Origin of the sequence: Lentibacillus songyuanensis, from assembly GCF_039548255.1 — a bacterium.
GTDB lineage: Bacteria > Bacillota > Bacilli > Bacillales > Amphibacillaceae > Lentibacillus_C > Lentibacillus_C songyuanensis.
In genome coordinates this window covers 143657-169713 of the sequence record NZ_JBCLVH010000005.1, presented here as the reverse complement: position 1 = coordinate 169713, position 26057 = coordinate 143657, and the positions used below count along the sequence as shown (strand labels likewise).

At 38.9% G+C, this 26057-nt stretch carries 17 protein-coding genes and 1 pseudogene; 13 read left to right on the top strand and 5 right to left on the bottom strand.

The features are described from left to right. Positions 1–48 precede the first annotated feature (48 nt). From WMZ97_RS07500 to WMZ97_RS07465, 8 genes and pseudogenes are all read left to right on the top strand, one after another. A complete protein-coding gene (locus WMZ97_RS07500) occupies positions 49–1353 on the top strand; it encodes an MFS transporter (RefSeq protein WP_343271470.1) in 1305 nt (434 codons plus the stop codon). A 24-nt stretch (positions 1354–1377) separates the two neighbouring features. After that, positions 1378–2772, top strand: coding sequence for an amidase (locus WMZ97_RS07495; protein ID WP_343271469.1), 1395 nt, complete (start codon positions 1378–1380; stop codon positions 2770–2772). A 150-nt stretch (positions 2773–2922) separates the two neighbouring features. Continuing rightward, positions 2923–3418: pseudogene (locus WMZ97_RS07490) on the top strand (GntP family permease); the annotation flags it as partial. A gap of 683 nt (positions 3419–4101) precedes the next feature. Further along, positions 4102–4947 (top strand): COX15/CtaA family protein, encoded by an 846-nt coding sequence (locus WMZ97_RS07485; RefSeq protein WP_343271468.1) that lies wholly within the window; start codon positions 4102–4104, stop codon positions 4945–4947. 374 nt (positions 4948–5321) lie between these two features. Further along, positions 5322–7061 carry a sigma 54-interacting transcriptional regulator gene (locus WMZ97_RS07480; protein ID WP_343271467.1) on the top strand — a complete coding sequence of 580 codons (1740 nt, stop codon included), beginning with the start codon at positions 5322–5324 and terminating at the stop codon, positions 7059–7061. A gap of 103 nt (positions 7062–7164) precedes the next feature. Beyond that, on the top strand, positions 7165–8358 hold the full coding sequence (locus tag WMZ97_RS07475; protein ID WP_343271466.1) for an iron-containing alcohol dehydrogenase: 1194 nt from the start codon (positions 7165–7167) through the stop codon (positions 8356–8358). Between the two features lie 41 nt (positions 8359–8399). Continuing rightward, positions 8400–9863, top strand: a complete 1464-nt coding sequence (locus WMZ97_RS07470; RefSeq protein ID WP_343271465.1) for a CoA-acylating methylmalonate-semialdehyde dehydrogenase — start codon at positions 8400–8402, stop codon at positions 9861–9863. 86 nt (positions 9864–9949) lie between these two features. Further along, the gene (locus WMZ97_RS07465) at positions 9950–11233 is read left to right on the top strand and encodes a GntP family permease (RefSeq protein ID WP_343271464.1); all 1284 of its coding nucleotides are present in this window, start codon (positions 9950–9952) and stop codon (positions 11231–11233) included. Positions 11234–11457: 224 nt separating this feature from the next. Here the strand turns inward: WMZ97_RS07465 and tcuB are convergent, their stop codons facing one another. The 3 genes from tcuB to WMZ97_RS07450 form a co-directional block, all read right to left on the bottom strand. Next, positions 11458–12597 carry a tricarballylate utilization 4Fe-4S protein TcuB gene (gene tcuB, locus WMZ97_RS07460; RefSeq protein WP_343271463.1) on the bottom strand — a complete coding sequence of 380 codons (1140 nt, stop codon included), beginning with the start codon at positions 12595–12597 and terminating at the stop codon, positions 11458–11460. Continuing rightward, entirely contained in the window at positions 12569–13963 is a 1395-nt protein-coding gene (tcuA, locus tag WMZ97_RS07455) for an FAD-dependent tricarballylate dehydrogenase TcuA (RefSeq protein ID WP_343271462.1), read from the bottom strand. The genes tcuB and tcuA overlap by 29 nt, the downstream gene beginning before the upstream one ends. 662 nt (positions 13964–14625) lie before the next feature. Continuing rightward, positions 14626–15510, bottom strand: coding sequence for a LysR family transcriptional regulator (locus tag WMZ97_RS07450; protein WP_343271461.1), 885 nt, complete (start codon positions 15508–15510; stop codon positions 14626–14628). Positions 15511–15792: 282 nt separating this feature from the next. On the opposite strand from WMZ97_RS07450, the gene WMZ97_RS07445 reads away from it, so the two are divergent. From WMZ97_RS07445 to WMZ97_RS07430, 4 genes are all read left to right on the top strand, one after another. Further along, positions 15793–16776, top strand: a complete 984-nt coding sequence (locus tag WMZ97_RS07445) for an asparaginase (RefSeq protein WP_343271460.1) — start codon at positions 15793–15795, stop codon at positions 16774–16776. A gap of 15 nt (positions 16777–16791) precedes the next feature. After that, the gene (locus WMZ97_RS07440) at positions 16792–18177 is read left to right on the top strand and encodes an MmgE/PrpD family protein (protein WP_343271459.1); all 1386 of its coding nucleotides are present in this window, start codon (positions 16792–16794) and stop codon (positions 18175–18177) included. A 28-nt stretch (positions 18178–18205) separates the two neighbouring features. Next, positions 18206–19612 carry an allantoinase AllB gene (gene allB / locus WMZ97_RS07435; protein ID WP_343271458.1) on the top strand — a complete coding sequence of 469 codons (1407 nt, stop codon included), beginning with the start codon at positions 18206–18208 and terminating at the stop codon, positions 19610–19612. Positions 19613–19865: 253 nt separating this feature from the next. Then, positions 19866–21125 (top strand): MFS transporter, encoded by a 1260-nt coding sequence (locus WMZ97_RS07430; RefSeq protein ID WP_343271457.1) that lies wholly within the window; start codon positions 19866–19868, stop codon positions 21123–21125. A 270-nt stretch (positions 21126–21395) separates the two neighbouring features. Here WMZ97_RS07430 and WMZ97_RS07425 read toward each other — a convergent pair whose 3' ends face one another. Then, entirely contained in the window at positions 21396–22355 is a 960-nt protein-coding gene (locus WMZ97_RS07425; protein WP_343271456.1) for an ornithine cyclodeaminase family protein, read from the bottom strand. A 222-nt stretch (positions 22356–22577) separates the two neighbouring features. Beyond that, complete coding sequence (locus WMZ97_RS07420) at positions 22578–23834, bottom strand: MFS transporter (protein ID WP_343271455.1); 1257 nt, start codon at positions 23832–23834, stop codon at positions 22578–22580. A gap of 611 nt (positions 23835–24445) precedes the next feature. On the opposite strand from WMZ97_RS07420, the gene WMZ97_RS07415 reads away from it, so the two are divergent. Beyond that, positions 24446–26035, top strand: coding sequence for a PucR family transcriptional regulator (locus WMZ97_RS07415; protein WP_343271454.1), 1590 nt, complete (start codon positions 24446–24448; stop codon positions 26033–26035). The last annotated feature ends 22 nt before the right edge of the window (positions 26036–26057 follow it).

The following is a 26057-nucleotide window of genomic DNA, read 5'->3' as shown; positions in this document are numbered from 1 at the left end:
TTAGCTTTAAAACAGGCAATAGTCTGATACAACAGGGGGGAATAATACATGAAAAATTATCGTTATTTTATCATCGGTATGATTGTTTTTATGACAGTTATCAATTATATTGATCGAGGCGCTATCTCTTATGCGCAGGAGGATATCATTGCTGAATTTGGCTTTAGCAATATCGCCTGGGGTGCTATTTTAGGTTACTTTGGTTACGGTTACATGTTTGGTGCATTATTTGGTGGTGCACTGGCCGATCGCAAAGGGCCGCGGTTTGTCTGGATTTTTGTAGGAATCGCCTGGTCTATCTTTGAAATTGGTATGGCATTTGCTGGTGAGATAGGGATAGCCTTATTTGGTGGTTCAGCGCTCGCAGGGTTCGGCATGATGCGAATCTTGTTTGGATTTGCGGAAGGACCAACATTTTCTACCATTAATCGTACCAATGCAAACTGGGCTGCACCGAAAGAAAGAGGATTTGTTGCTTCCTTAGGTGTTTTGGGAACACCGCTTGGTGCCTTGTTGACCGCGCCGGTTGCGGTTGGATTGCTTTCCATTACAAGCTGGCGCACACTGTTCATTATCCTTGGTGTTGTTGGGCTTGTTTGGGTTGTCATTTGGTCACGGGTGTTTACGAATCAGCCGGAGGAGCATCCAAAGGTGTCAAAGGAAGAATTAAAGGAGATCCGTGCCTCTGAAATGCTGGACAATGAAAAAACGGTCAAGACGGAAGATCTCCATTTAAAATGGTATCATTTCTTTAAAAACCCGACGTTAATTTTTAATACAATTGGTTATTTCGGCTTCCAGTATGTTAATTTTCTTCTTTTAACGTGGACACCGAAGTACTTGCAGGATGTGTTCCATTTTGAAATCGGCGCATTATGGTATCTGGGCATGATACCTTGGATTGGTGCATGTTTCACCGTTTTGTTGGGCGGAAAGATTTCGGATTGGCTGCGTCATAAAACTGGCAGCTTAAGAATTGCCCGTTCTGGACTGGCGATTGTTTCCTTGTTTTTAACGGCCGTTTGTTTTGTTTTAATCCCAACTACGAATAGTATTGTTGTCGTTATGTTATTAATGATGATCGGTAATGCTTTCAATTCTTTACCGAATACTGTTTATTGGTCGGTTATCATTGATACGGCACCAACACGAGCTGGGACGTATGGAGGCATTACACACTTTTTTGTCAATACAGCTACGATTATTGCGCCGACAATTACCGGTTTTCTTGTTGCTTATTACGGCTATTCGTCCATGTTTGTTTCCGCGGTTGTTGCTGTTTTAATTGGCATGGTCGCAATGATTTTTGTTAAACCAGGACAAAGCGATACGAAGGCGAGTGTTGTTTCTTAAGATGATGACAAGGAGGACATTGGAATGGAAGATTACAAGGAATCAAATCTATTAACATGGAGTCTATCCACATTATCGGATGCGATCAAAAATAAAGTTGTTTCACCTGTGGAAGTCGTTCAGCAGTTATTTGCGCATATCGAGAAAGAGAATCCTAAAGTGAATGCGTTTATCTCGGTCCTTCAACAAGATGCGATGAAGCAAGCAAAAGAGGCAGCAGACGACATTGCAAGGGGACATTGGAAAGGCACCTTACATGGAGTGCCTATTGGCTTAAAGGATTTGATATACACCAAGAATATTAAAACAACAATGGGGTCGGAAATTTATAAGGATTTTATACCAGACTTCGATGCAACTGTCGTTGAAATGTTGCATCAGGCGGGTGCGATTATCGTTGGAAAGTTAAATACGCATCAATTTGCTTATGGACCAATTGGGGATCGATCCTATTTTGGCCCGACACGAAATCCGTTTGACCCGTCCAAAATTTCCGGAGGCTCCAGTTCCGGTTCAGCGGCCGCTATTGCGACTTCCATGTGCTATGGTGCTTTAGGTACGGATACCGGGGGCTCTATCCGGATTCCTGCCGCTTGTTGCGGTATCGTGGGGATGAAACCAACATTTGGCCGGGTAAGTAAGTATGGGGTTTACCCATTAAATTACACCGTTGATACGATCGGACCCATGACAAAGACTGTTCGGGATAATGCTATGCTGCTCACGGTACTTGCTGGATATGATAGGCGAGATCCGTATTCGATACAAACCGCGACAGAAGATTTCACTCGATTCTTACACGAAGGAGTAAAAGGGGTTAAAATTGGCATCCCATCTTCTTACTATAACCACCATTTAACTGAAGAAGTTCATGAAAATATAGAAGATGCTAAAAGCTTATTTAAATATTTGGGAGCGGAATTAACCACGATTGATATGCCACTAATGGACGATATTTTTGCTGCCCATCAGCTTGTTTCAAGGGCTGAAGCTTACACGGTTCATGAACAGCTGCTGGAAAAGCATTCTGATCAATATGAAAAAGAAGTGAGAGAACGATTACTGGCGAATAAGGATATCAAAGCTCATGAATATGTTCAGGCAGGGCAGTTTAGACATACTGCCAAACAAGCATTTCATGATGTGTTGCAAGAAGTGGATGTGCTACTGACACCAACTATCCCGATATTACCGACTGATCTAAATCAAAGGGAAGTGACTTTTGGTGGGCAAACGGAATCGGTACGAACAGCCTTATTGAGGCTTACGGCACCGACGAGCTTTAATGGTTTTCCAAGCATCTCCATTCCGTGTGGATTCGCTGCGTCGGGGTTACCGATTGGCTGTCAATTGATTGGATCGCCTTTTGATGAAGCAAGACTTTATCAGTATGCGCATGCGTTTGAGCAAGAAAAATAACTACTTTGAATATGGATAAAGAAGCTAAGCTGATGCTTGGCTTTTTTATTTTGGTGGGTTTTGTGCTCTTTTTATAAATATGATGGTAATATGAAGGAAAGCAAGTGATCGGAACTATAATGGGTTAAAAAATGGGAAGATAATAACAGGACATGGCTGCTCGGCAGAAATTATTTTCGGAATTTTTGGAATGCGGTTGGTGAAGGAACGACAGGCGCACTAATAGCAATCGGAAATACTGCTGCTGTCGTTGGCTTTGGTGGAGTTGCTAAAGTAACACCAGCGTTTCATACTGCGGTTGATTTTATGACAGGAATTCCTGGAAGCCCATTAATTGGTGGTGCTATCGCCGTTGGTTATTGCTGGGTTAACTGGATCTTCATCAGGCGGTCAGACGATTGCGTTACCACTTCTCGGCCCACACTTCTTAGGTATGGGTGTCGATGCGGATGCACTCCATCGAACAGTTACCCTTTCGTCCGGGATATTAGATTCTTTGCCTCATGGTGGATATGCGGTTACAACTATCCGATCAATTGCTGGTGAAACGCATAAAGACGCATACCCGGCGTTTGGTGCCATGACCGTTATCGTGCCAATTATCGGAGTTATCGTAGCGATTATCTTATTTTCGATTGGCCTATGAGGGGTTGTTATTCATGAATCTGTCAGAAGCGAATTAGGAAGGAAGCATTACAATAGCCTATCAACTTATTAGAGTTGATGGGTTATTGTTTTTATTTCTCTATACTAATTTTTGGGTAGATAAACTATTGTTTTAGGCTATTACAGAAGCTGGTTTGTATAAATTCCATGCCCGGAGGCGATTTCAAAAATCGATTTCTCTTCTTTTAGGATTGCTAGCACGATTTGTAATTTAAATGCTGGTGAATATTGTTCCTTTCCCTATAAATCTACCTTAATATCTCCTTATTTCGTGTATAGATTGATGGGTCTATTATAAGCTAACACTAAAACAATGGATTTCTGGATTTGATCCAGTGAAGAAGATGCAAGCATTAAGTGATATTTAGCTTCCTAAAGAGTGAAGCTGAATAGAGATGATCATGTAATCTGAATTATTATCCGTTTGCATGATCGTATTCTCAATTGTGATCCAGCCCACAACATCCGATTCGGTTTTAGCAGTTCGTCGAATCCAGTTCGAATTCTTAGCGTTATTTCCCCTTCACTAGGGGAAGAACCAGGATCATAAACGAGTTCCAAACCATCAAAATTTTGTTTCCTTATAGTGATGTGGAGCACTGGGAATTTTTCGGCTATTTGCTACACTAAGGATGTTCACTTAAAAAGGGGAGGGTGCTGTACTTGACAAAGAAGACATTGGCTTTTGGTGCCGCAATTCTTACATATTTTTTAATTGTTTTTGGCGGTTATGTCGCTTCATCTGAATCTGGAATGGGATGTGGCCCTGACTGGCCGCTTTGCAATGGAAAAGTTATTCCCGAATTACATGGGGAGACGCTTATCGAGTTCGGCCATCGTGTTATTGGAGCACTATTATTTATTCTAACGATTGTATTGTATCGTACAATTAAAAAAACTAGTAATAACAGGATTGAAAATAAGGCTGCTAACTGGATGCTATTTTTGCTTTCTGTGCAGTTAATCGCAGGTGCACTTATCGTCTTTTTTGAGCTGCCGTCATTGATTATTGCTATCCATTTGTTGATTGCGATGATTTTTCTAGGCATTCTGATTTGGTATTGGAGAAATGACGGGTATTCTGAAAAAAGGACGCAAAATAGATATAAATGGCATTTGAACACCCTTATTTTGCTGTTACTTCTTACGATGGGAATTGGTGCATATATAAAACATCAAGATTATGGTTTAGTTTGTGGATGGTTATCGTGCGGGAATTCCATATTACCAGCATCACTTCCGGGGATTCTGCAAACGATTCACCGCTTATTGGCTATCATTTCGGTATGCTACATCGTGTTTATAACATCCATAATATTGGCTAAAAATAGTAGGACTTTAAAAATAAGAATGATTCTTGCCTTGTTGGTTGCTATCTTGCAAATTGTTGTTGGAATCATGACAATCCTGTCGTTTATTTCTATTTCACTGGCGGTATATCATTTAGCTTTGGCTACATTACTATTTGTCATCATTGTGGAAGCGCGAGTTACTTTACCCCGCTCTTAATGGTCAGTAAGACTCCAGCTTTAAGATTTTAAGTTAAAATTTTAAAAAGATAAGTTGGGGTGTCTTACTGCCTGTTGCAGAATAAATCTTCAAATCCGGACACTTCATTATAATCTATTCCCTAAAATTGTGAATCTTTGTAAGCAATTGCAATAATAATATCAAGCACAGCTATAGCTGCTCCAATTGTAATTAACCCCTAAAACAAGTAAAATCCACAGCCCATTATTTGATATAATAAAAAGGTATGGAACAAACATTTTCCAAAAAGTTATCTTTGTTCATTATTCATATAGAGTCTTGCTTTCCACTACACAAACATGAAACAATATTTTGGAAAATGAATTGGTTTGGAATAAAAAGGAGAGAAATGAATGTTAGAAGTAAATGAATGGATGACTAATAATCCAATTTATGCCAATAAAACACAGACAGTAAAGGAAGCCGGAAAATTAATAATCGAACATCAATTAGATGGCTTGCCAATTGTAGATGAAGAAAATAAGCTCACAGGCTATGTAACCATACAGGATGTGATGAAGTTTTTGATGTATGAAGCAGCTGAGGATAGCAGTATAGCAAATATTATAGTTGATTATTTCCGCGCTGTTCATTTTAGGAAAAATATATTGGAGGAATTTACGGTTTCCTTTGTGGATATGCCGGTCGTTAATGATGATGGTAAACTGGTCGGGATCCTTAAGAAACAAGACGTGTTACGCGCGTTTTCCTATTATATACAAACAATAGACCGAACAGATAATACAGCAGCTATTTTAAGTAATATTCTCGAAAGCGCATATGAAGGGATTGCAGTCGTTGACAAGGACGGAATTTTAATTGAATTTAATGAGGCATATAGTCGTTTTACCGGTGTAGACCGAGCGGATGCAATCGGCAGTCATGTCACAAACGTCATCGAAAATACGAATCTGCACCAAACTGTAAAAACAAAAATACCAGATCGCGGTGTGTTGCAAAGTATTCAGGGACAAGATATGGTAGTCCATCGTATTCCGATATGGAAGGATGGAGATGTTATTGGAGCTATTGGGATGCTTATATTTGAGGGGGTCACCGAATTATATCATGTTTATGAACGGCTACAGTCGGAAAAAATCATAACAGAAACAAGCAACAGGCTAACATTCTCTTCCCCAGCAAAGAATTATAGCAACACGATGGATCGGATTATTGGGAGTAGTGAGGCAACGGCTAATTTAAAACGGATGGCGAGAAAGTCTGCTCAAACAAAGGCTGCGGTTTTAATAAGTGGCGAGAAGGGAACGGGGAAAAAAATGTATGCATTAAGCATTCATGATCTTTGTTCATTCACATCCGGTGATTTTATTCAACTCAATTGTGGTATCATGTCAGCCGATACACTGGAGGAAAAACTGTTTGGAACTAAAGAAGCATTAGGTTTATTAGCGTCTATCGAAAGCGGAACATTATTTCTCGAAGATATTGATGCTCTTTCTGCAGAACTGCAATTGAAGCTACTAAGGGTTCTGCAAAATAAACAGGTAAAGCAATTAAAAGATGGAAGAATATACCCACTGAATGTGCGATTAATTACAGCTACAAGAGTAGATTTAACCCAACAAGTAACCGCGAAACAATTCAACAGTGATCTTTATCATCGGTTAAGTGTGATCCATCTTGCTATACCGTCCTTACGTGAGCGGAAAGAGGATATCCCGATGTTATTGTCACATTTCATAAAAGAGATTTGTTACGATCATCAAGTCCCGCCAAAAACGTTCACATCTACTGCCGTATCTGCATGTATGCAGTATCAATGGGATGGAAATGTAGAAGAGATGATGCATGTTCTGGAAAAATTAGTGTCGTTTACGAATGAAAGAGAAATTGATGTTGATCATCTCCCTGAAAAAATAAAAAAATATGCAGTAGAGAAGGAGCCTGATGCGGAGCAGGACACAGACGGTGCGTCACTTATGGATCAAATTAAAGACAAGCGAGACGAAAGGGAAAAGAAACTTATTATATCTGTACTTGAAAAAGTGGGAGGTAATAAATCGAAGGCAGCAGAAATGTTAGGTGTGCACCGGACAACATTGTACAAAAAACTGAAAAAGTTCAATATTTGACAAAAGTGTAGATATAATGCTACACTTTTTCTACATAGTCAAAACGCTACACAAAAAGTGACAACGTTTTCCTATGCTTATTATCCATAAGGAGGTTTTAAAAATGGAAACGTATGCATACTTCCAGATGCCACAACGGGTGCATTATGGACGCGGTACTTTTGAAAAAGTTGGTGAGGAAGTACAGAAAAAAGGGAGAAAGGCTTTAATAATCAGTGATAAAGTAATGGAACAGATTGGGAATGTAAGCGCCTGCATAGATAACTTGAAAAGTAGACAGATAGATAGCGAGATTTATCTAGGGGTGGAATCAGAACCCACCGATAAATATGTGGAAAAGGCGCTTTCCCTGTTCAAAGAAAAAGCATGTGACGTGATCGTTTCGATTGGTGGTGGCAGCTGCATTGATACAGCAAAGGCCGTTGCTGTGCTTGCAACAAACGGTGGCTATATTGGCGATTATATGGGCGGCAAAAAAATGGCTAGTACCGATCCGATTCCACATATTGCGATACCAACCACTGCAGGTACTGGCTCCGAGGCGACTGATGTCACCGTGATTGATAATACGTCAACTCATGTGAAGATGATGATTAAGCAACCGGCATTTTTACCGTATGCCGCCCTAGTAGACCCATTGTTAAGCAAGTCATCACCTAAAAAGGTAACCGCAGCTACGGGGGTAGATGCCCTTAGCCATGCAATTGAAGCTTACATTTCCAGATTATCCCATCCAATGACAGATACGATGGCTTTATCTGCAATGAAACGTATTACAGCAAATCTGCTTGCTGCATATGAAAACGGTGACAATATAGATGCCAGAGAGAATATGTCTATTGGCGCCTTGCAAGCCGGTATTGCTTTTTCAAATGCTTCGGTTTGCCTTGTTCACGGCATGTCTCGACCAATTGGTGCGCTCTTTGGGATCCCGCATGGTTTTTCGAATGCGATGCTGTTACCTGCAGTTCTGGAATACAGTAAAGATGACTGTATTCATCGTTTAGCAGATTTGGGCAGAATCTTCTCAGAAAAAGCTGAAACGATGCCTGATGAAGAAGCTGCTAATGTAGCCGTTGCGTCTGTGAAAGAATTATGCACCAAACTTAATATACCAAACCTTAAAACATGGGGTGTGGACCAGGAACAGTTCGAGAAGGCTATTCCTAAAATGGCCGAAGACGCTATCGATTCAGGCAGCCCTGGTAATAATCCGTGGTCACCTACGAAAGAAGAAATTGAGAATTTATATCGCGTTTGCTATGATTATCAGTTTGAAACCGAACAAGTTAAATGATAAGAATAAACTAGCTAACTATTAAAGTAGGAGGAATCTTAATGACACAAACAGTAGTAAAAACACTGAAAAACTATATTAACGGGGAATGGGTAGAATCAAAATCCGATAAAACGGAGCCCGTCTACAATCCGGCAACAGGTGAAATTATCGCATATACACCAATTTCAACGCCAGAAGAAGTAGATCAAGCGGTGACGGTCGCTAACGAAGCGTTTCAAACGTGGAAAGAGCTTGCGGTACCAAAACGCGCTCGGATCCTATTTAAATATCAGCAATTGCTTGTTGAACATTGGGATGAGCTGGCCGAAATTATTACAAAAGAAAATGGTAAACCACTAAATGAAGCCAAAGGTGAAGTGCAACGCGGCATTGAAAATGTGGAATTTGCATCCGGTGCACCAACACTAATGATGGGTGATAATTTACCATCAATTGCAACAGGACTGGAATCTGGTATGTACCGTTACCCAATCGGTGTGATTGGTGGCATTACACCATTTAACTTCCCTATGATGGTACCTTGCTGGATGTTCCCAATGGCTATCGCTACTGGTAACACGTTTGTTATGAAGCCATCTGAGCGTACACCACTAACCGCGATCCATTTGGCTGAGTTGTTTGAAGAGGCTGGCTTGCCAAAAGGTGTGTTAAATATTGTGCATGGGGCACATGACGTGGTAAATGGACTATTAGATCATAAAGACGTAGCTGGTATTTCTTTTGTTGGTTCACAACCTGTTGCGGAATATGTTTATAAGCGCGGTACGGACAATTTGAAGCGTGTGCAAGCACTCGCCGGGGCGAAAAACCATACAATCGTGCTTAACGATGCTAATTTAGACAATGCCACAACCCAAGTATTGAACGCTGCGTTTGGTTCAGCTGGTGAGCGTTGCATGGCTGCGTCCGTTATTGCCGTTGAAGATTCCATAGCGGACGACTTCCTGGATCAACTGACCAAAAAAGCAAATGCTGCAAAAATCGGAAATGGAATGGATGACGGTATTTTCCTAGGACCGGTTATTCGTGAGCAGCATAAAGAACGGACCCTTGGCTACATTGAAAAAGGTGTAGAAGAAGGCGCAACATTGCTTCGTGATGGACGTGAAGATGAAGATGCGAAACGTGAAGGCTATTTCGTGGGTCCAACCATTTTTGACAATGTCACAACGGATATGAAAATTTGGCAAGACGAAATTTTTGCACCTGTACTATCCATTATACGTGTGAAAGACTTGGATGAAGCGATTGAAGTAACCAACAAATCACCATTTGCTAATGGCTCTTGCCTGTTCACCAATGACGGTGGTGCCGTTCGTCAATTCCGTGAAACCATTGATGCAGGTATGTTAGGTGTCAACATCGGTGTTCCAGCACCAATGGCATTCTTCCCATTCTCTGGTTGGAAAGACTCATTCTACGGTGACTTGCATGCAAACGGAAAAGACAGTATCGAGTTCTATACGCGTAAAAAAGTGATTACAACGAGATGGGTAAAATAACATCAATATGTACCGGACAGATGATAGGATAATTATCTGTCCGGGTTCATAAAAGGAAAAAATGTCAACGATGAGGGGAACATATCATGCTAGGGATTTTTTTAGGATTAATTGTTTTAATGATACTTGCCTATATGGGATGGTCCATTATCTGGGTTGCACCGATTGCTGCCGGAGTAGTTGCATTGACTGGTGGTCTGGATTTGCTGGACGCATACAAAGATACATATATGGGCGGTTTTGTGGATTTTGCAAAAGAATGGTTTCCGGTCTTTATGTTGGGAGCTATATTCGGAAAGCTGATGGAAAGTACGGGGATGGCAAGGTCCGTCGCAGTATCGTTAACAAAAGTAATTGGTGTAAGACGTGCGATACTCGGAGTGGCTATTGCAACATCTATCCTGACCTATGGTGGTGTCAGCTTATTTGTAGTCGTTTTTGCGGTTTATCCCATTGCTTTATCATTATTTCGAGAGGCTAATATAAGCAGAAAGATATTGCCAGCTACCATTGCTTTAGGGTCTTTAACATTTACGATGACTGCCCTTCCTGGGTCACCGCAAATTCAAAATCTTATCCCGATGAGTTATTTTGACACGTCACCAACTGCGACGCCACTACTAGGAATTATTGCGTCAATTGTTATGGGCGGTGGCGGTTATTATTATTTAACACGTCGTGAGAAACAGTTAAGAGCAAAGGGAGCAGCGTTCATTGAACCAAAGGAAGAACAAAAAGAAGTAGCAGAAGACAGAACCCCTAGTTTTGTTTTATCTGTATTACCGCTTTTGGCTGTTTTAGTCACCTTGAACTTTTTAGATTGGGACATTGTAAGCGCATTAATAGCGGGAATTGTACTTTTGATTCTGCTTAACCTGGATAAAATAAAGAACTTTGTGAAGGCAATTAACGAAGGAGCGGAAGGCTCGATTACAGCTATCGTGAACACAAGTGCTGCCGTTGGATTTGGTACAGTGGTTAAAAACGTACCAGGATTTGATATATTAACTAATTGGTTATTGAATATAAAAGGGAGTCCTTTAATATCTGAAGCAGTTGCCGTTAATATACTCGCAGGTTCCACCGGATCAGCTTCCGGTGGAATGGGAATAGCTTTGGAAGCGCTCGGTGATAAGTATTATGAGATTGCAAAACAGACCGGCATGAATCCAGAAGCCTTTCACCGTGTAGCTTCTCTGGCCTCGGGAGGTTTAGATGCTTTACCTCATAATGGTGCCGTTCTAACCTTGTTAATTGTTACTGGTATGACGCACAAGGAAAGCTATAAGGATATCGCCGTTATCACAATTATTATCCCGATTATTGCGTTAATTGTTGTTATTTTGGCTGCTATAGTGGGGATTAATTGATGGTGATAAGGGCCTCAGCCTCACTTAGCAACTGCTTTTTAAACCCAACTAGTTTTTGAATTAAATGATAGATTCTTTTCATGTTTGTTAGTAGTAAGGCGCAACTCTCGAAAGTGATCATAAAATAATCCCACTTTTACAAGTGAGAATTATTTTATGATCACGTTTTTAATCTTACATTACTTTATATTTTTGCACCTTACTCCCATAAACTTTATATATTTTTAGCTTGTTTTCTTATGCTGAACTTCCTTTTCAGCCGTTGCTACTCGTTCCTCGTATGCATAATTCACAAGGGATAAATAACGATAAACAAAATGTACAAATTTTGTATAAGGTGCAGTAAAGAAAAACGCTGCAATACTGCCCAAATGAGCTACCAATAAAACATTCATTGCTACAGTTTCACGTAAAATTAGTAAAAGCATCCCTGTTATTGCAACAGTCCACAAGGCCATGGTAAAAGAGGCTCCAGATTTATTAGCTTGTTCATCAGTAAGCTCAGGATCACGCTTAAGCTTAAAATAAAGTAGACCTGTAGTACCAACAATAATTCCAATCCCACCTACTGTACCTAATAGTACCACTGGATGGAATACAGAATATGGTGCTGGACTTTGCAAAATATGTGCACAAAATGCTGCTAATGTTGTTGAAGCAAATGTAAGTAAGAAACCATAACCAACAAAATGGTGAAGCCATCTGCGGTTCGTGGAAGATTTACCTTCTTGATCAGTACAACCACCCTTGTTTTTTCCGCCTAGGTTACGGAGATCTGCTGCATATTTTGTTGCGGTCACGACATCTTTAAAGGTAGCCGATTCATCTTTGGATGATCTAATATCACGCCAAAATCTTCGAGCTCCAATAAACCATACACCGACCATCCAAAGTCCTAATGCTGAGAAAATGCCAGTCATTAAGTACTCTGGAATTAACTGATAGAATGAACCTTCTCCAGTGAACCTTTGAAATAGTGCTGCTATTCCATGCTCACCGATGATAAAAGCAAAGAATACGAATGTTATTAGAATAAATGCAATCCAGAATCCGCTAATTTTTTCTCCGAGCGCTTTTCCCCAAGACCTTGGCCAAGCATAATTTTGATATGTTTCCTCACGTAAACTAGCAAATAACTTTGGTGGATTAATACCAAATTCATGGGGAGTGGTGAAAGGACAGGCATAATAACAATCCCCGCAATCATGGCATAAGTTTGCTAAATATTTCATATCATTGTCATCGAAATCCCTGCGCCACTCAATCGCTTGCCATACTGCGCAGTAAGCCTCACAATAGCGACAAGCATTACATAACCTCATTTGACGTTTTCCATCATCTAACAGATTCTTGTCTAATTCCATTTGCTGCTTCCCTCCCTGCAATTTTTCCAAGTGTTGCTCCCAATGTAAGTCCAAAACCGGCTAAATATCCACGTTTAAGTACATTACCAGCAGTGATTTCTCCGCAAGCAAACATATTCTCCGCCAGTTTTCCATCTTCCATAATGATTCTTGCATGCTCATTAACCTTTACACCAAGGTAAGTAAAAGTAATTCCAGTCTTTAATGGATAAGCATAATAGGGGGGCTTATCGATTTTAATTGCCCAATGACTTTTTTGGGGTTCTAAACCTTCTGTTATACAATCATCTAATTCCCCAGGATTAAAGGTTCCAGGACGAACGGCATCATTAAATTCATTTACAGTATTTTCTACAACATCAGGATCAAGACCAAGTTTGTCAGCTAGCTCTCTTATGGAGTCAGCCTCCTGTGGCTTCCATACGGAAGGCATGAACTTGCCCATTACCTTACTATCAAAGATAGAGTACGCTACTTGATCCGGCTGCCTTGCTATTAAACCGCCCCATATTGCATATCGCTTAGGCCAGAAATCTTCGCCTTCATTGTAGAAACGGTGTCCATTTTTATTAACCGCGATTCCAAAAGGAACACTATCTAATCTTGTTACAATTCCCCCGTCTTCACTCGGGGCTCTGCCATCAACTGCGACAGCGTGGAATGCATCTGGTTCCCCCACTTCAGCAACACCCATGTCAAGCAGTAATCTTAGAACATTCCCTTGATTGTACGGTGTACCACGAATAATAAAGTTATCTGCCGCTGATCCCCAATATTTTCTATGCCATTCCCGATTTGCCTCAAAACCACCTGATGCTACAATTATAGATTTTGCCTTAACTGTTACAGTTGAGTCTTTTCTACGTACTTTGGCAGCTTTAAATTCATTATCCTCAATCATCATATCCTCAAGCATTGCTTCATACCAGACTTCTATACCCTTTTCGTGAGCTTTCTGATAATAAGCATTCATCATGGCTTTTCCACCGCCAAGTTGAAATATGTTCGTTCGAGCTAAATGTAGTGTTCCAGATAATGTCGGTTGCCAAGCGATCCCTTGTTTGTTTAACCATTCAGGAAGATCTTCTGACTTGCGCACAACTAACCTAGCAAGCTCTTCATTTATTTCACCACCAGCTACACGCCTTAAGTCATCCAAAAATTCTTCTTCCGTATAAGAATCTATCATGAAGTCATTTCCTTTGATATTCATAACTCGAAAGTCTCGTGTGTGCCTGCTATTCCCTCCGCGATAAAACTTAGGGGCACGTTCGATTATTAACACACTTGCACCCTGGTCGCTGGCTGATAATGCGGCACTAAGGGCAGCATTTCCACCGCCTACTACTAAAACATCGGTTTCCATTTTTAAACTCCTTTCAAGATAATTTATTTCTGAAAAGGATGATTTCTTAATAACGAAATTTGGCTCAACTACGCTAACGTTTAACAGTTGAAGGGGTTCATTACTTCTCTCGCGAAACCTTTTAAAGCAACTTAATGTGCAGTAAAGCTATAATTAGTATAAATGCATGTTTTTAATAGATAAAATACATTAATTATATTGTTATCTATAAAAAATATTTATAATGTTAGAGCTAACACTAGATCGTGTGAAATTTAGTATCTTAGAAATGATTTTGTGATTACATTTAAGAGAGAGGAAATGTAGCTAAGGAAAAAATATTGCGGGAAGGGAAATAGCAACAGTAAACAGATGGTTAAGCAAGGAAAATTAAAATCTAAGGAGGTTTTTTTAAACGGAGTTTAGATTTGTAGTGATGTTACTGTTGTTACTGTCACTTTCTGGATTTTGTCGTATGGTGAACGTAGGAGGTATCATTAACAATAATAACAAAAGTGGTAGTCGTGTTATAAATTCTGCTTACATTTACCAATATTCCCTATTAGGCAGGGAAATTGCCTTCGATGTAATTACGTCATTTTAGATGTGATTACACATATGTAAACGGCTAACCATTGAAGAAATAATAGGGAGGAAAAACCGCTGTTTTCCTCAAATACATTTTAGTAACTTTTAGACATTTGTTCACCATGCAAATAAAATTCTATTGTATATGCAACAAATGCATTGATTACATTTAAACTTAGCAGTTCTTTTCGATATAGTAGCCAGGTTTTTCTTAAGATTTTTTTATCGCTAGTTACCAAATCAACTGTATATATATTATCACTTTCTCTTAGGCATATACTTGGAAAAAAAGCGTAACCTAGGCCTTTTTTTACTAACTCTTTACATGTTTCAATTTTGTCAACTACCATCGATACTTTGGGGGGGACGTGAAAAGTATTTTTCCACCATTCATCAAAGGTATTTTTTAGATGAAAATCTGTTTGGTACTTTATTAAATTAAGATTTGGTAAATCATTTATGTTAAATTTCTCTTTAGAAGCTGCACATAATGATTCTGTACTTAAAACTATTTGTTCTCCTTGCCAACTATGTTCTCCTCTTAATATTGCAATATGAATATCCTCTTTGTGTAACAACTCATGGATTTGGGAACTCCATCCAGTTGTTAAACTAACTTCTACATTTGGATATTTTCTAAGAAACCCTTCTAATAATAATGGAAGCTGGTAAAGAGCAAAGTTACTTGATATCCCTATTCGTAGAGTTCCCCGAATATCATCTTTCATATCTATCAATACATCCCTGGTTTGTCTTAATTCTTTAATCATCTTTCTAGCATAATTTACTAGATATTCGCCTTCATTTGTAAAAAATACTCCTTTTTTACCTCGATTTATAATTCTAGAATTAAACTCTTTTTCAATTTGCTTTATTCTATAGGTCAAAGCTGGTTGAGAAATATAGAGTTTTTGGGCAGTCTTAGTAATTGTTCCCTCATCAAATAAAGTAGATAATAATTCCCAATCTTTTTCGTTCATAGAAAGGCACTCCCTTTTACTTAAATGTACTAAAAATATATAAAACAATTTTATATATAAACATAGAAAAATATTATTTTACTTATGTATAAATTTACTATAGCATATGCATATGTAATTTTGAAGTTTCTAAAGGTTATATCAAGATTAAATAATTAAACTATGTTGATCTGATACTGATAAACAAGGAAGGTCACTTAAGGGGTTAAATGCTTGCAGAAACGATTATAGAAAATACCTAGGTGGTTCGATTAATGTCTTAAAATACAAGGAGAGATGACCATGCGACATCGAATTCGTATTCTTTCGGTTGGAGGGACTATCTCTTCTTCTGCAAAAGATGGCTCATTAGCTTCACCTACATATGCAGGAGAAGAGATTATTAAAGTTGTTCCAGGTATTGAAGAGTATGCAATTATAGAAGTTGAGAATTTTAGCAAGGTACTTAGCAGTCAGTTATCAATGGAACAAGTTTATAATTTGAGTGCGAGAATTCATGATATTTTACAAGACGATCCGGGATTAACAGGAATAGTTGTTACACACGGAACAGGTACAATGGAGGAAAGCGCGTTTTTGGCAGACTTAATGGTCAATGATCACAGGCCGGTAGTATTTACTGGGGCAATGAGGAGTATGTCAGACCCGTTCACAGACGGCCCGTTTAATATATTGAATGCTGTTCGTATTGGCGTGAGTGAAAGTGCGTTTGATATGGGTGTTATGGTAGCTTTGAACAGTATTATTCATCCGGCAAGTGAGGTTTATAAATCACATACGACTAATATCGATACATTTAATTCAGGAGAATTCGGTCCCTTGGGTTATGTTTATCCTGACCGTGTGCATTTTGCAAGAAGGCTGCTAAAGAAAACGAAAATATATACACAGAAACCCAACTTCAACGTTGATTTAATAAAATATGTTGTGGGAATGGATGATAGATATATAAAAGCCTCCATTTCCTATGGGGCAAAAGGGATTGTCATTGAAGGATCTGGCTTAGGGAATGTTAATAATTCTCTTGTAGATGGAATTGAAGTAGCAATACAAGAAGGTGTCACCGTTGTTATTTCCTCCCGTTGTACAGACGGGCGCGTTATCCCCTCTTATGGTACGAAAGCTGGGGCGGGCTCATTATTAAAAAAGGGATGTATTCTAACTTCTATGTCTGGCCCAAAAGCTCGTATGACGTTAATGTTGGCTCTTAATGAATTATTAAGTCATAAAGAAATGCAGAATTTATTTGAGCCTAAAGGGCAATAAAAAAGGGGGGGTTAAATGACAAATGTTCAGGAAGATATTGAACAAGCTACTTATCAACTGGCGAAGTTTATTGATTCGACGAATTATCAAGATATCCCTATTCCCGTGAAAGAGCATGCGAAAATGACTTTAGCAGATACTGTAGGAGTTGCACTTCGTGGATCATTCGAACCAGAAATGGTACAACTTTATAAAAAATTTTCCTCTGGAAAAGGATCTACTATTTTAAAAAATGGGTTTCCAAAAGCAGAGCCCAACGTTGCAGCGTTTTTAAATGCTACTGCAACTTGTTTTTTGGAATTGGATGAAGGTAGTCGGCCAACAGGTCATCCTTCGTTGCACATTTTTCCGGTTTCTCTTGCACTTTCTCAAGCATTGAATAAATCCGGAACTGATTTTTTAACTGCCTTTATAATAGGCTATGAGGTTCAGTATTGTATCCAAAAAGCTACTAGGTTAAGAAAGATGGTTCACCCACATGGGAATTTTGGGCAAGTAGGCGCTGTTGCTGCTATAGGAAAAATCATGAATTGGACTGTTGACCAATTACAAGAAGGTATAAATGCTGCTGCTGCATTAACGATGGGGACATCATGGCAACCTTGTATAGAAGGTGCTACCATACGGAACGCTTTTCCGGGGCTAACCGCCCAAATAGCTTTTAGTGTAAAGAACTTAGTAGAAAGTGGCTTTACTGGTTACAGGGGTGCATTAAGTGAAACATTTGGTGAAATTTTAGGTGAGCATTTTAGTATCAAATCTTTGACAGACAAATTAGGAGAAAAGTATGGCATACAGGAAAACTACTTTAAATTTCATGCAGCTTGTGCCCTTGTTCATCCTGCTTTGGATGCTGCTGCAAATGCATTAGGAACTAATTTAAACCATGGTAAGTTTCCAACAATCCGCACCAAAAACCTGCTAAATCCGAAAACAATAAACCATATTAAAGTGAGAGTGGCAAAAAATGCCATTCGATTAAACAACGTAGCCAAAGAAAATCAACTATCGTCAAAATTTTCAATTCCGTATGCGGTTGCAATGTTTCTAGTAAAAGGTAATGCCGGCTTAGATAATTTTCAAGGTGAAATTTTAACAAATCAAGAAATATCGAGTTTGGCAAAAAAAGTAATAGTGGAGGAGGATTTCGAATTAAGTTCTAAATGGCCTCATGAAGCTGCTGCCCAAATTACGATAGAAATGAAGAATGGGAATTTACTGGCTGGTAACTGTACAAATCCTTATGGAAGTACAGCCAATCCACCATTAAAAATGGATTTGTTTGCTAAATTTTGTTCGTTAACAAGTATGATTTTTAATGAACCCGAAAAAAGGAATATCTGGGAATCATTACTTGATATAGATAGTGAAAAGGACATGTCACTTTTTCTTAAGGGGTAAAATTTAATCAATTGGAGGGAATGAGGGTATGCAATACGATCTAATTATAAAAAATGGAGAGATTGTCACTCCGGGGAACACTTTTTCGGAGGACATTGGAATTAGTGATGGGAAGATTATCAGTGTTGGCAATTTAAAAGGTGCAAAAGCTAGTGAAGTGTACGATGCAAAAGGAAATTATATTTTTCCAGGTTTTATCGATGAGCATGTTCATAGCAGGGATCCTGGTTTAACTCATAAGGAAGATTTTGCTCATTTAACGAGATCTGCCGCTGCCGGAGGTGTAACAACCGTTATTGAAATGCCCAACACGGTACCACCAGTTAGCGATGAAGCTTCTTTACATTCGAAGGTTGAGAATTTATCACCCAAAGCATTTGTTGATTTTGCGCTTTTAGGGATGGTATTGGGAGATCTAAATACGAAGAAATTACATGCTTTAGCAAAGGCAGGAGTAGTTGGGTTTAAACTTTTTTGGGGTTATTCTTTAAATCCTAAGACATTGGAATTGGTTTATAATCCTTCAAAAGGAGATGATGTATTACCTCCACCAGATGATGGCCAGATATATGAGGCATTTCGTGCTATTGGCCAAACAGGTAAAGCTGTATGTATCCATGCCGAAAATAATGCTGTTATTGCCCGAACGGTGGAGACTGAAAAAAACAAAGGGAAAGCTGATTACGCATCCTTTCTTTCCTCAAGGCCTTCTTTTACAGAGGCGCTTACTATACAAACAGGTATCACAATTGCAGATGCCGCTAATGCGCACTTGCATATTTTACACATTGCTGCTGGGGAGGGAATAGATTTAATTGCCGATGCAAGAAAGAAAGGACTTAAGGTGACAGGTGAAACTTGCCCGCATTATTTAACACTCACGGATGAAGACTATCCCCGGGCAGGTGTAAATATGAAGATATACCCTCCGATACGAGAGAGAAATCATCAGGAGCATTTATGGGAAGGTGTTCAGAATGGGCAAATTCAAGCTATTGGTTCTGATCATGCTCCACATACGGAAGATGAAAAAGTAGGGGATATATGGAATGTTCCTGCGGGTGCAACAGGCGTACAGACAATTGTTCCTGTAATGTTAGACTGTGTTGCGAAAGGAAGAATTACATTGAATCAACTTGTTTCATTGTTATCGGAAGGTCCTGCGCGAATTTGGGGATTATACGGTAAAAAAGGTGTCATCAAGCCAAATGCCGATGCAGATTTTACTATTGTTGATATGAACGCAAAGACTACTATTCGCAAAAAAGATTTACTATCAAAGAGTCAAGTAACACCTTACGACGGTTGCACAATGCAAGGAGCGGTAGTTGCTTCTTTTATTAGAGGAAAACAAGTAATGTCAGACGGAAAATTAATTGGTGAGAAAAATGGGGAATTTATTAAACCAGTTGGTGAGTCTCAATATAAATGGTAAATATAGCTGTTAATGAAAATATAGAACAAGTATATTTTAAATCAATTTCGTTCGTTTACCTTTGATTATGATTTTGGTTAGACAATGATTTCTATTTTAAATTATCTATTAAGTCAGTAGAAGTTGACTTAATAGATATTATACTAATTAATAATAAAAGCGCTTTCAAAAGGGGTTTCGTTTCTCTCTAATAAGAAAATAGTAAATAGTGTAATGAATAAAATTGAGCTAATTTTAAGAAGGAGGATGTAATGTGAATAATCAGGTATTAGATACACCTAACAAGTCGCCAAAAGAGCCTTCAGACAAAATTAACAAATATCACTGGCAAACATTGTGGGCGTCTTTCACAGGCTATGCAATGGATGGATTAGATATGATGATTTTAGCTTTTGCATTGCCATTAATTATTTCCGATTTGGGTTTGAATTCCGCTGAGGCAGGATTCATTTCTACAATAACTTTAGTAGGAACAGTAATCGGTGGCTATATTTTTGGAGTTTTAGCGGATATGTATGGAAGAGTAAAGATATTTTCTTTAACGATTTTAATTTTTTCTGTCTTTACGGGTCTTTGTGCACTTGCACCAAATATTTTTTGGTTAGATGCTTTTCGTTTTTTAGCGGGTCTAGGTATTGGAGGCGAGTTTGGAATAGGGATGACTTTAGTTAGTGAAGCATGGCCAAAGAAGTATCGTTCCCGAGCAACAGCTGGTGTTGCGGTTGGATTCCAGATTGGTATAATTCTTGCAACTCTATGTGTTATGTTTATTGCCCCTCATTTTGGGTGGCGTGGTGTCTTTTTGGTTGGTGTTTTACCGGCGCTTTTTGCATGGTGGTCTAGAAGAAGCTTAGATGAACCTGATATGTGGAAAAAGAGTAAGGTTTCTAAAAAAGATAAACATAAAAAAAAGATACCTTTCGGGCAATTATTTGACTCACCTAAAAAGGTTGGAACTACTATAGGGTTAATACTAATAACAGGTGTACAGAACTTTGGTTTTTATGCAATTATGACTTGGTCACCGACTATGCTTGCTGATCAATTTCACTTTTCGTTTGAGGATACTACCTCCTGGACGGTTTTGACAACAATTGGGATGATTCTAGGTATTGTCGTATTCGGATATCTCTCTGATAAATGGGGGAGAAAGCCTTCGTACATTGTGTTTCAACTTATTTCGGCAGCTATAGTTTGGTTATTCTTCCAACAGACAGAGTTTGCTTTATTAGTATTTTTAGGCGCTATTATGGGCTTCTTTGTTAACGGGATGATGGGCGGTTATGGTGCCTGGATGGCAGAGCATTATTCTACCGAAATTCGCTCTACTGCTGAGAATTTTATTTTCAATTCAGGAAAGGGAATCGCGGGTTTTGGTCCATTTATTATAGGTTATCTTGCTTTAAAACACTCCCTTAGTTTTTCTCTAGGCTTGATCTCTGGTATATATATTTTAGCTGCTCTTGCTGTATTCTTTTTGATTCCGGAGACTAAAGGCAAGGAATTAACGTAATTACAATAGAAACATTATTTTATTATTGTAGAGTGCAAGGCGTGGAAATACCTTTAAAGATATACAAAAAGATTTCATTTATAGTTAGCCAATGGTAAGTGAATACCTTTGGCTAATTTTTTATTTAATATTTAAGATTTTGCGGTTTAAAGCAAAAAAGAAAAGTGGGAGTCAACTGCATGACAAAGGCCCGATGTTCGGGCCTGCAAAATGCCTGCACGAAAATGTCCAAGTTCGTCAAAACCCCCCACTGAATGAAGTTTCACTTTATTATATATCCACGTCGCTCCCGATATCTAACCGCATAGCTTCTTTATACACAAAATAAGCTGCAGCAACATCCTCTATGGCAAGACCGTTTGATTTAAACATCGTGATTTGATCAGCGGAAGTTCGATGAATGGATTTTCCAACGATTAAATCTGTCAGTTCATGCACGCGCTCCCATACGGCAATACCTTCTTTATTAGCAATAACCAAATCACCAGATTCCATTTTCGACTGTTCGATGGAATCTGTTATAATGAGATCCGCACGTTTCACGGCTTCACCATCGATTTCGCGTTCATAAGCTCTGTTATTTCCTATTGCATTTACATGCACGCCTTGGTTTATTAAATCGCCTGATAAAATTGGCTGGGGTGCACTTGTTGCCGTAGTAATAATATCTGCATCGTTCACTGCGCGTTCAATATTCTCTGCTGGTTTTAATTCTGCATTAATCTCAGGCTGGAGTCTGCGGCAAAAGTCGTCAACGGATTTAGGGTTACGGCTCCAGACATGGACACAATCTAAGTCTCTTACCTCGCAGATTGCTTTCAGCTGTGTTTCTGCTTGAAATCCTGTCCCGAGTAAAGCGGCAATCTTGGAATGAGGAGCTGCTAAATAATCCGTAGCCAAACCGGTTACAGCACCTGTACGAATCCTTCCTAATTCATCTGCTTCCATCATACATAACAGGTCTCCTTCACCTGAAAAAAGGAGAAAATATGCGATCGGATCTTTCGCCGCCATTGGTGTAAACGTATAATTTTTAACCCCCATGATATTTGCTCCAGGTATGGATGCTGACATGGTGTTAAGTGTGGTATTTTCAATTGCTACCCGGGCCCTTGGTTGATTTTGCGCACGATCAAGGCCTAACTCTGTAAGTCCATATTTTACAGCTTCAATCGCTTTTTTCATTGGTAATAACGATACAACGTTCTTCTCAGATAGAAATAAAGTCATTATTTTCCTCCTCTATAATCTTCGTATCCCTGGAGCTTATTTTATACCATCAGCAGGTAATTGTCTTCATACTTAAGGGGAACATGCAAATGTTCCCCTTAAGAAAAGTCTATTTCATTTCCTGCCATTGAAAAGCACGTAATCGTCTATCTCAGGCATGCATCGTGCTGTGCGGATTTGAGATAGAAACTTACAGGGACAGACTTTTGTTATTTAATCTGTTTAGCTTATTTCCTTCCCTTTCGTTTCCGGTACCAAAAATAACATGGCTAGTGCAGCAATGATATAGACTCCTGAAATCAAACCTAAAGCGGAACTTATGGTACCATGCATTGCCATGGCACCAATGGCTAATGGTCCAAGACCCCCTAAAGCACGGCCAACATTCCATACGAAGTTTTGCGCTGTAGAACGAACTTCAGTTGTATAGTGTTCTGATATGACCGCACCATAACCGCCCATCATACCATTTACAAAAAATCCTAGCAGCGCCCCAAACAGGATTAATAATATTGGAACGGAAAATTGGAAGTAAATCCAAATACCAAGAGCACTAAAAATTTGAAATAGGATAAATGAAGGCTTGCGTCCTAATTTATCAGCAAGAACACCGAACACCAATATTCCCAGAACCATACCAATGGTGGTTACAACTGTCCAAATCGTCGTACTGCTAAACGAAAAGCCTACATCTTGCGCTAGCGCAGTCGGTACCCAAGTCATGACTCCATAAAAGCCAAAATTCTGGACGCCACAAATAATGATAAGCCCAATTGTGATACTTACTTTTTTAGGGGAATCGAAAATTTGTTTTATAGGTACCTTATTGCCTGAAACTTTTCTTTTTGCTTTACTTTGCTTCCACAATTCGGGTTCCTTCATTCCTTTTCGGACCCAAAAGGCAAATATCGCTGGTACTACCCCGAATAGAAAAACGCCGCGCCAACCAAAATAGGGAGCAATAATTGCCGTAGCTAATGAAGCCAGAATAATTCCTACCTGATACCCTACGGCCACACCTGAGGTTGCACGAGATCGATTTTTCTTCGACCAGGCTTCCGTAACAAGGGTCATACCTATACCGAATTCTCCACCTAAACCAAGCCCTGCTAAAAAACGATAGGCAGCAAAATCCCAAAAACCAACTGCCAGCGCACAAAGCCCGGTGAATATAGAAAAAATGAGAACGGTCCATGAAAAAACCTTGACTCTACCATATATATCTGCTAATACACCAAAAATAATACCCCCAACAACTGCTCCCAGCATGGTAATGGTTGATAGTGCGCCCCCCTCTACCGTACTCAAAGATAGACCGGCAATAATAAGCGGGAGTGTGAAAGATAAAACCATCAGATCCAAACCATCAAGCATGTACCCGACACCAGATGCCCATAACGTCTGCCATTGGTACTTTTTAGATTCCGGCTGCACATCTTGTGTTTCTTGTGTTTCTTGCGATTCCATCACTAGCGACATAAAAATCCTCCTTTTTGAATGATGTTCTGAATCAGAAGGTGATCTTACATATTTATCGAATGCGTCCTTCTTGTTATTTCATTAAAAATAAATACGTGTAATTTATCCTCCTCTCGCTGCCTTCCAAATAAAAATGGTGCCCCTATTACTGATCATAATTATCGGATAAAACGTTAGATTACCATCTTATAAAACATAGAAAGGGCTTCCAATTTTCTTAAACTTGTAAAAAGATAAACTGATTTTAACATAAATTAAGCGTAATATTATTGTCGATAGAAATAAAATAAAAGTCAAAATATTGTCTATAGCGACAAAATGCGATATGATATGCTTATTGCTTTATCTCACACGTAACGGGCAGTACTACTCTCGTTTTTGATTTTCAGCTGAAATCAAAAATGATAAGTGGGGGAACTGCGTGCCAAAGGCGATGCTGTTCGGACATGCAAGGCACCTACACTATAATATCCTATTCGTCAGCCCCCCACACTGAATGAAGCCTACTTTGTCATTTGTTGTCAGCGGTTTCATTCATCATCAATGAAACCGTTAAAAAACATAACGTCTTCTTTATTTAAAATCAAGAATATAAACATGAGGTGAAATAGATGGGAATAACATTAGCAAGTGCAATGAAAATAGGTGGATTAAAAGAATGTCGTATTTTAGCGGGAAGAGAAGGGTTAACAAAAACAATTGATAATGTAACGATTATGGAAGTCCCGGATGTCACACGATGGTTGAAAGGGAATGAGTTATTGATCACCAGTTTTTTTGCCAAAAATGAGCCATTTGATCAACGGCGGTTCATACAGCAGCTTTCTGCTATTAACACTTCTGCTTTAGCAATAAAACCATATCATTTTTTAGGTGAAATTCCTGCCTTCATATTGGAAGAAGCGGACAAGTTTGGTCTTCCAATCATAGAAATACCTGAGAAGATTAGTTATCTGGATATATTATCTCCCGTTATGAGTGCTATTTTTAATAATAAGGCATTACTTCAGGAGGATATGGAACAAGCGAATAAAATTCTGCGCGAAGTTTCCATAAATGGCGGGAAAGTCACTGATTTTATTGAGGCATTAGAATTTCTTACTAGAAGTGAAGTTACGATAGAGAGCTGGCTACCTTTTATAAAACTTCCAAATTCAAATTTCGAGATAGTATCTATAACGGAAGAAAAAATCAGGGAATTAGAATTAATCAAGCATCCCATTCGCCTTGAGCGTCAACGTAATGGGGAGGAAGTATCATGCATTGTTGCGCCTATCTTGTTAGATGGGGTAATGTATGGTTACATTACCAGCTGGGGAGATCAAACCGAAAACTTACAATTATATTTATCGATACTGGAACAAGCATCTGTATTTTTATCCCTTGAGTTTTTAAGACTCAAAGTAAGACATGATGTGGAACAACAATATAAAAATGACTTCATTCAGGAATTGCTTTTCAATAACTCTATGAACTTCCAGGACATGATAGAAAAAGGTAAAAAATATCAATTTGATAACAAAAAAATGTATACATGTATTCTATTTAGCACTGGGGATAAAGAACATAAAAATAAAGATGTAGATGCGACGAAAATCAGCAGGGTGGATTATATTATTCGGCAACAGTGGTCAGATGCCATTATAGGTAATATTCGTAACTATATTTGTGTGATTTTTCCCGTTTATGATGCAAATAACGAGTGGAAGGATCAATGCAAGGCTTTATGCAATTATTTAGATGCTTACGTTGAACGGCGATTTGTAGCTCACATGGGTGTTGGACAAACATACACAGGAATAAACGGGTTACGGAAAAGCTTTGTTCAAGCAGAGCACGCACTGAAATTAGGAAGTTATTTCGTAACTCCCACAACCATTACTTTTTATGACGATTTAGGTGTTTACCGACTGCTAGGAGAACTAATTGGTAGTAAAGAGTTAACGGACCTTTTTAATAAAACGGTAGGGAAGCTTATCAAGTATGATGAATCGCATCATTTAAAGCTTATAGAAACGTTGGAAGCTTATTTTGAACAGAATGAAAATCTCAAAAAAACGTCTAATTACCTGTTCATTCACGTGAATACACTAAAATACAGAATTCAAAAAATAGCATCTTTAACAGGATACTCTCTACATGATTCAAATGGAAAAGTGATGTTATACCTCGGGTTAAAAATAAACAAATTGTCGATATAGAGTTGTCTTTATAGACAGTAAA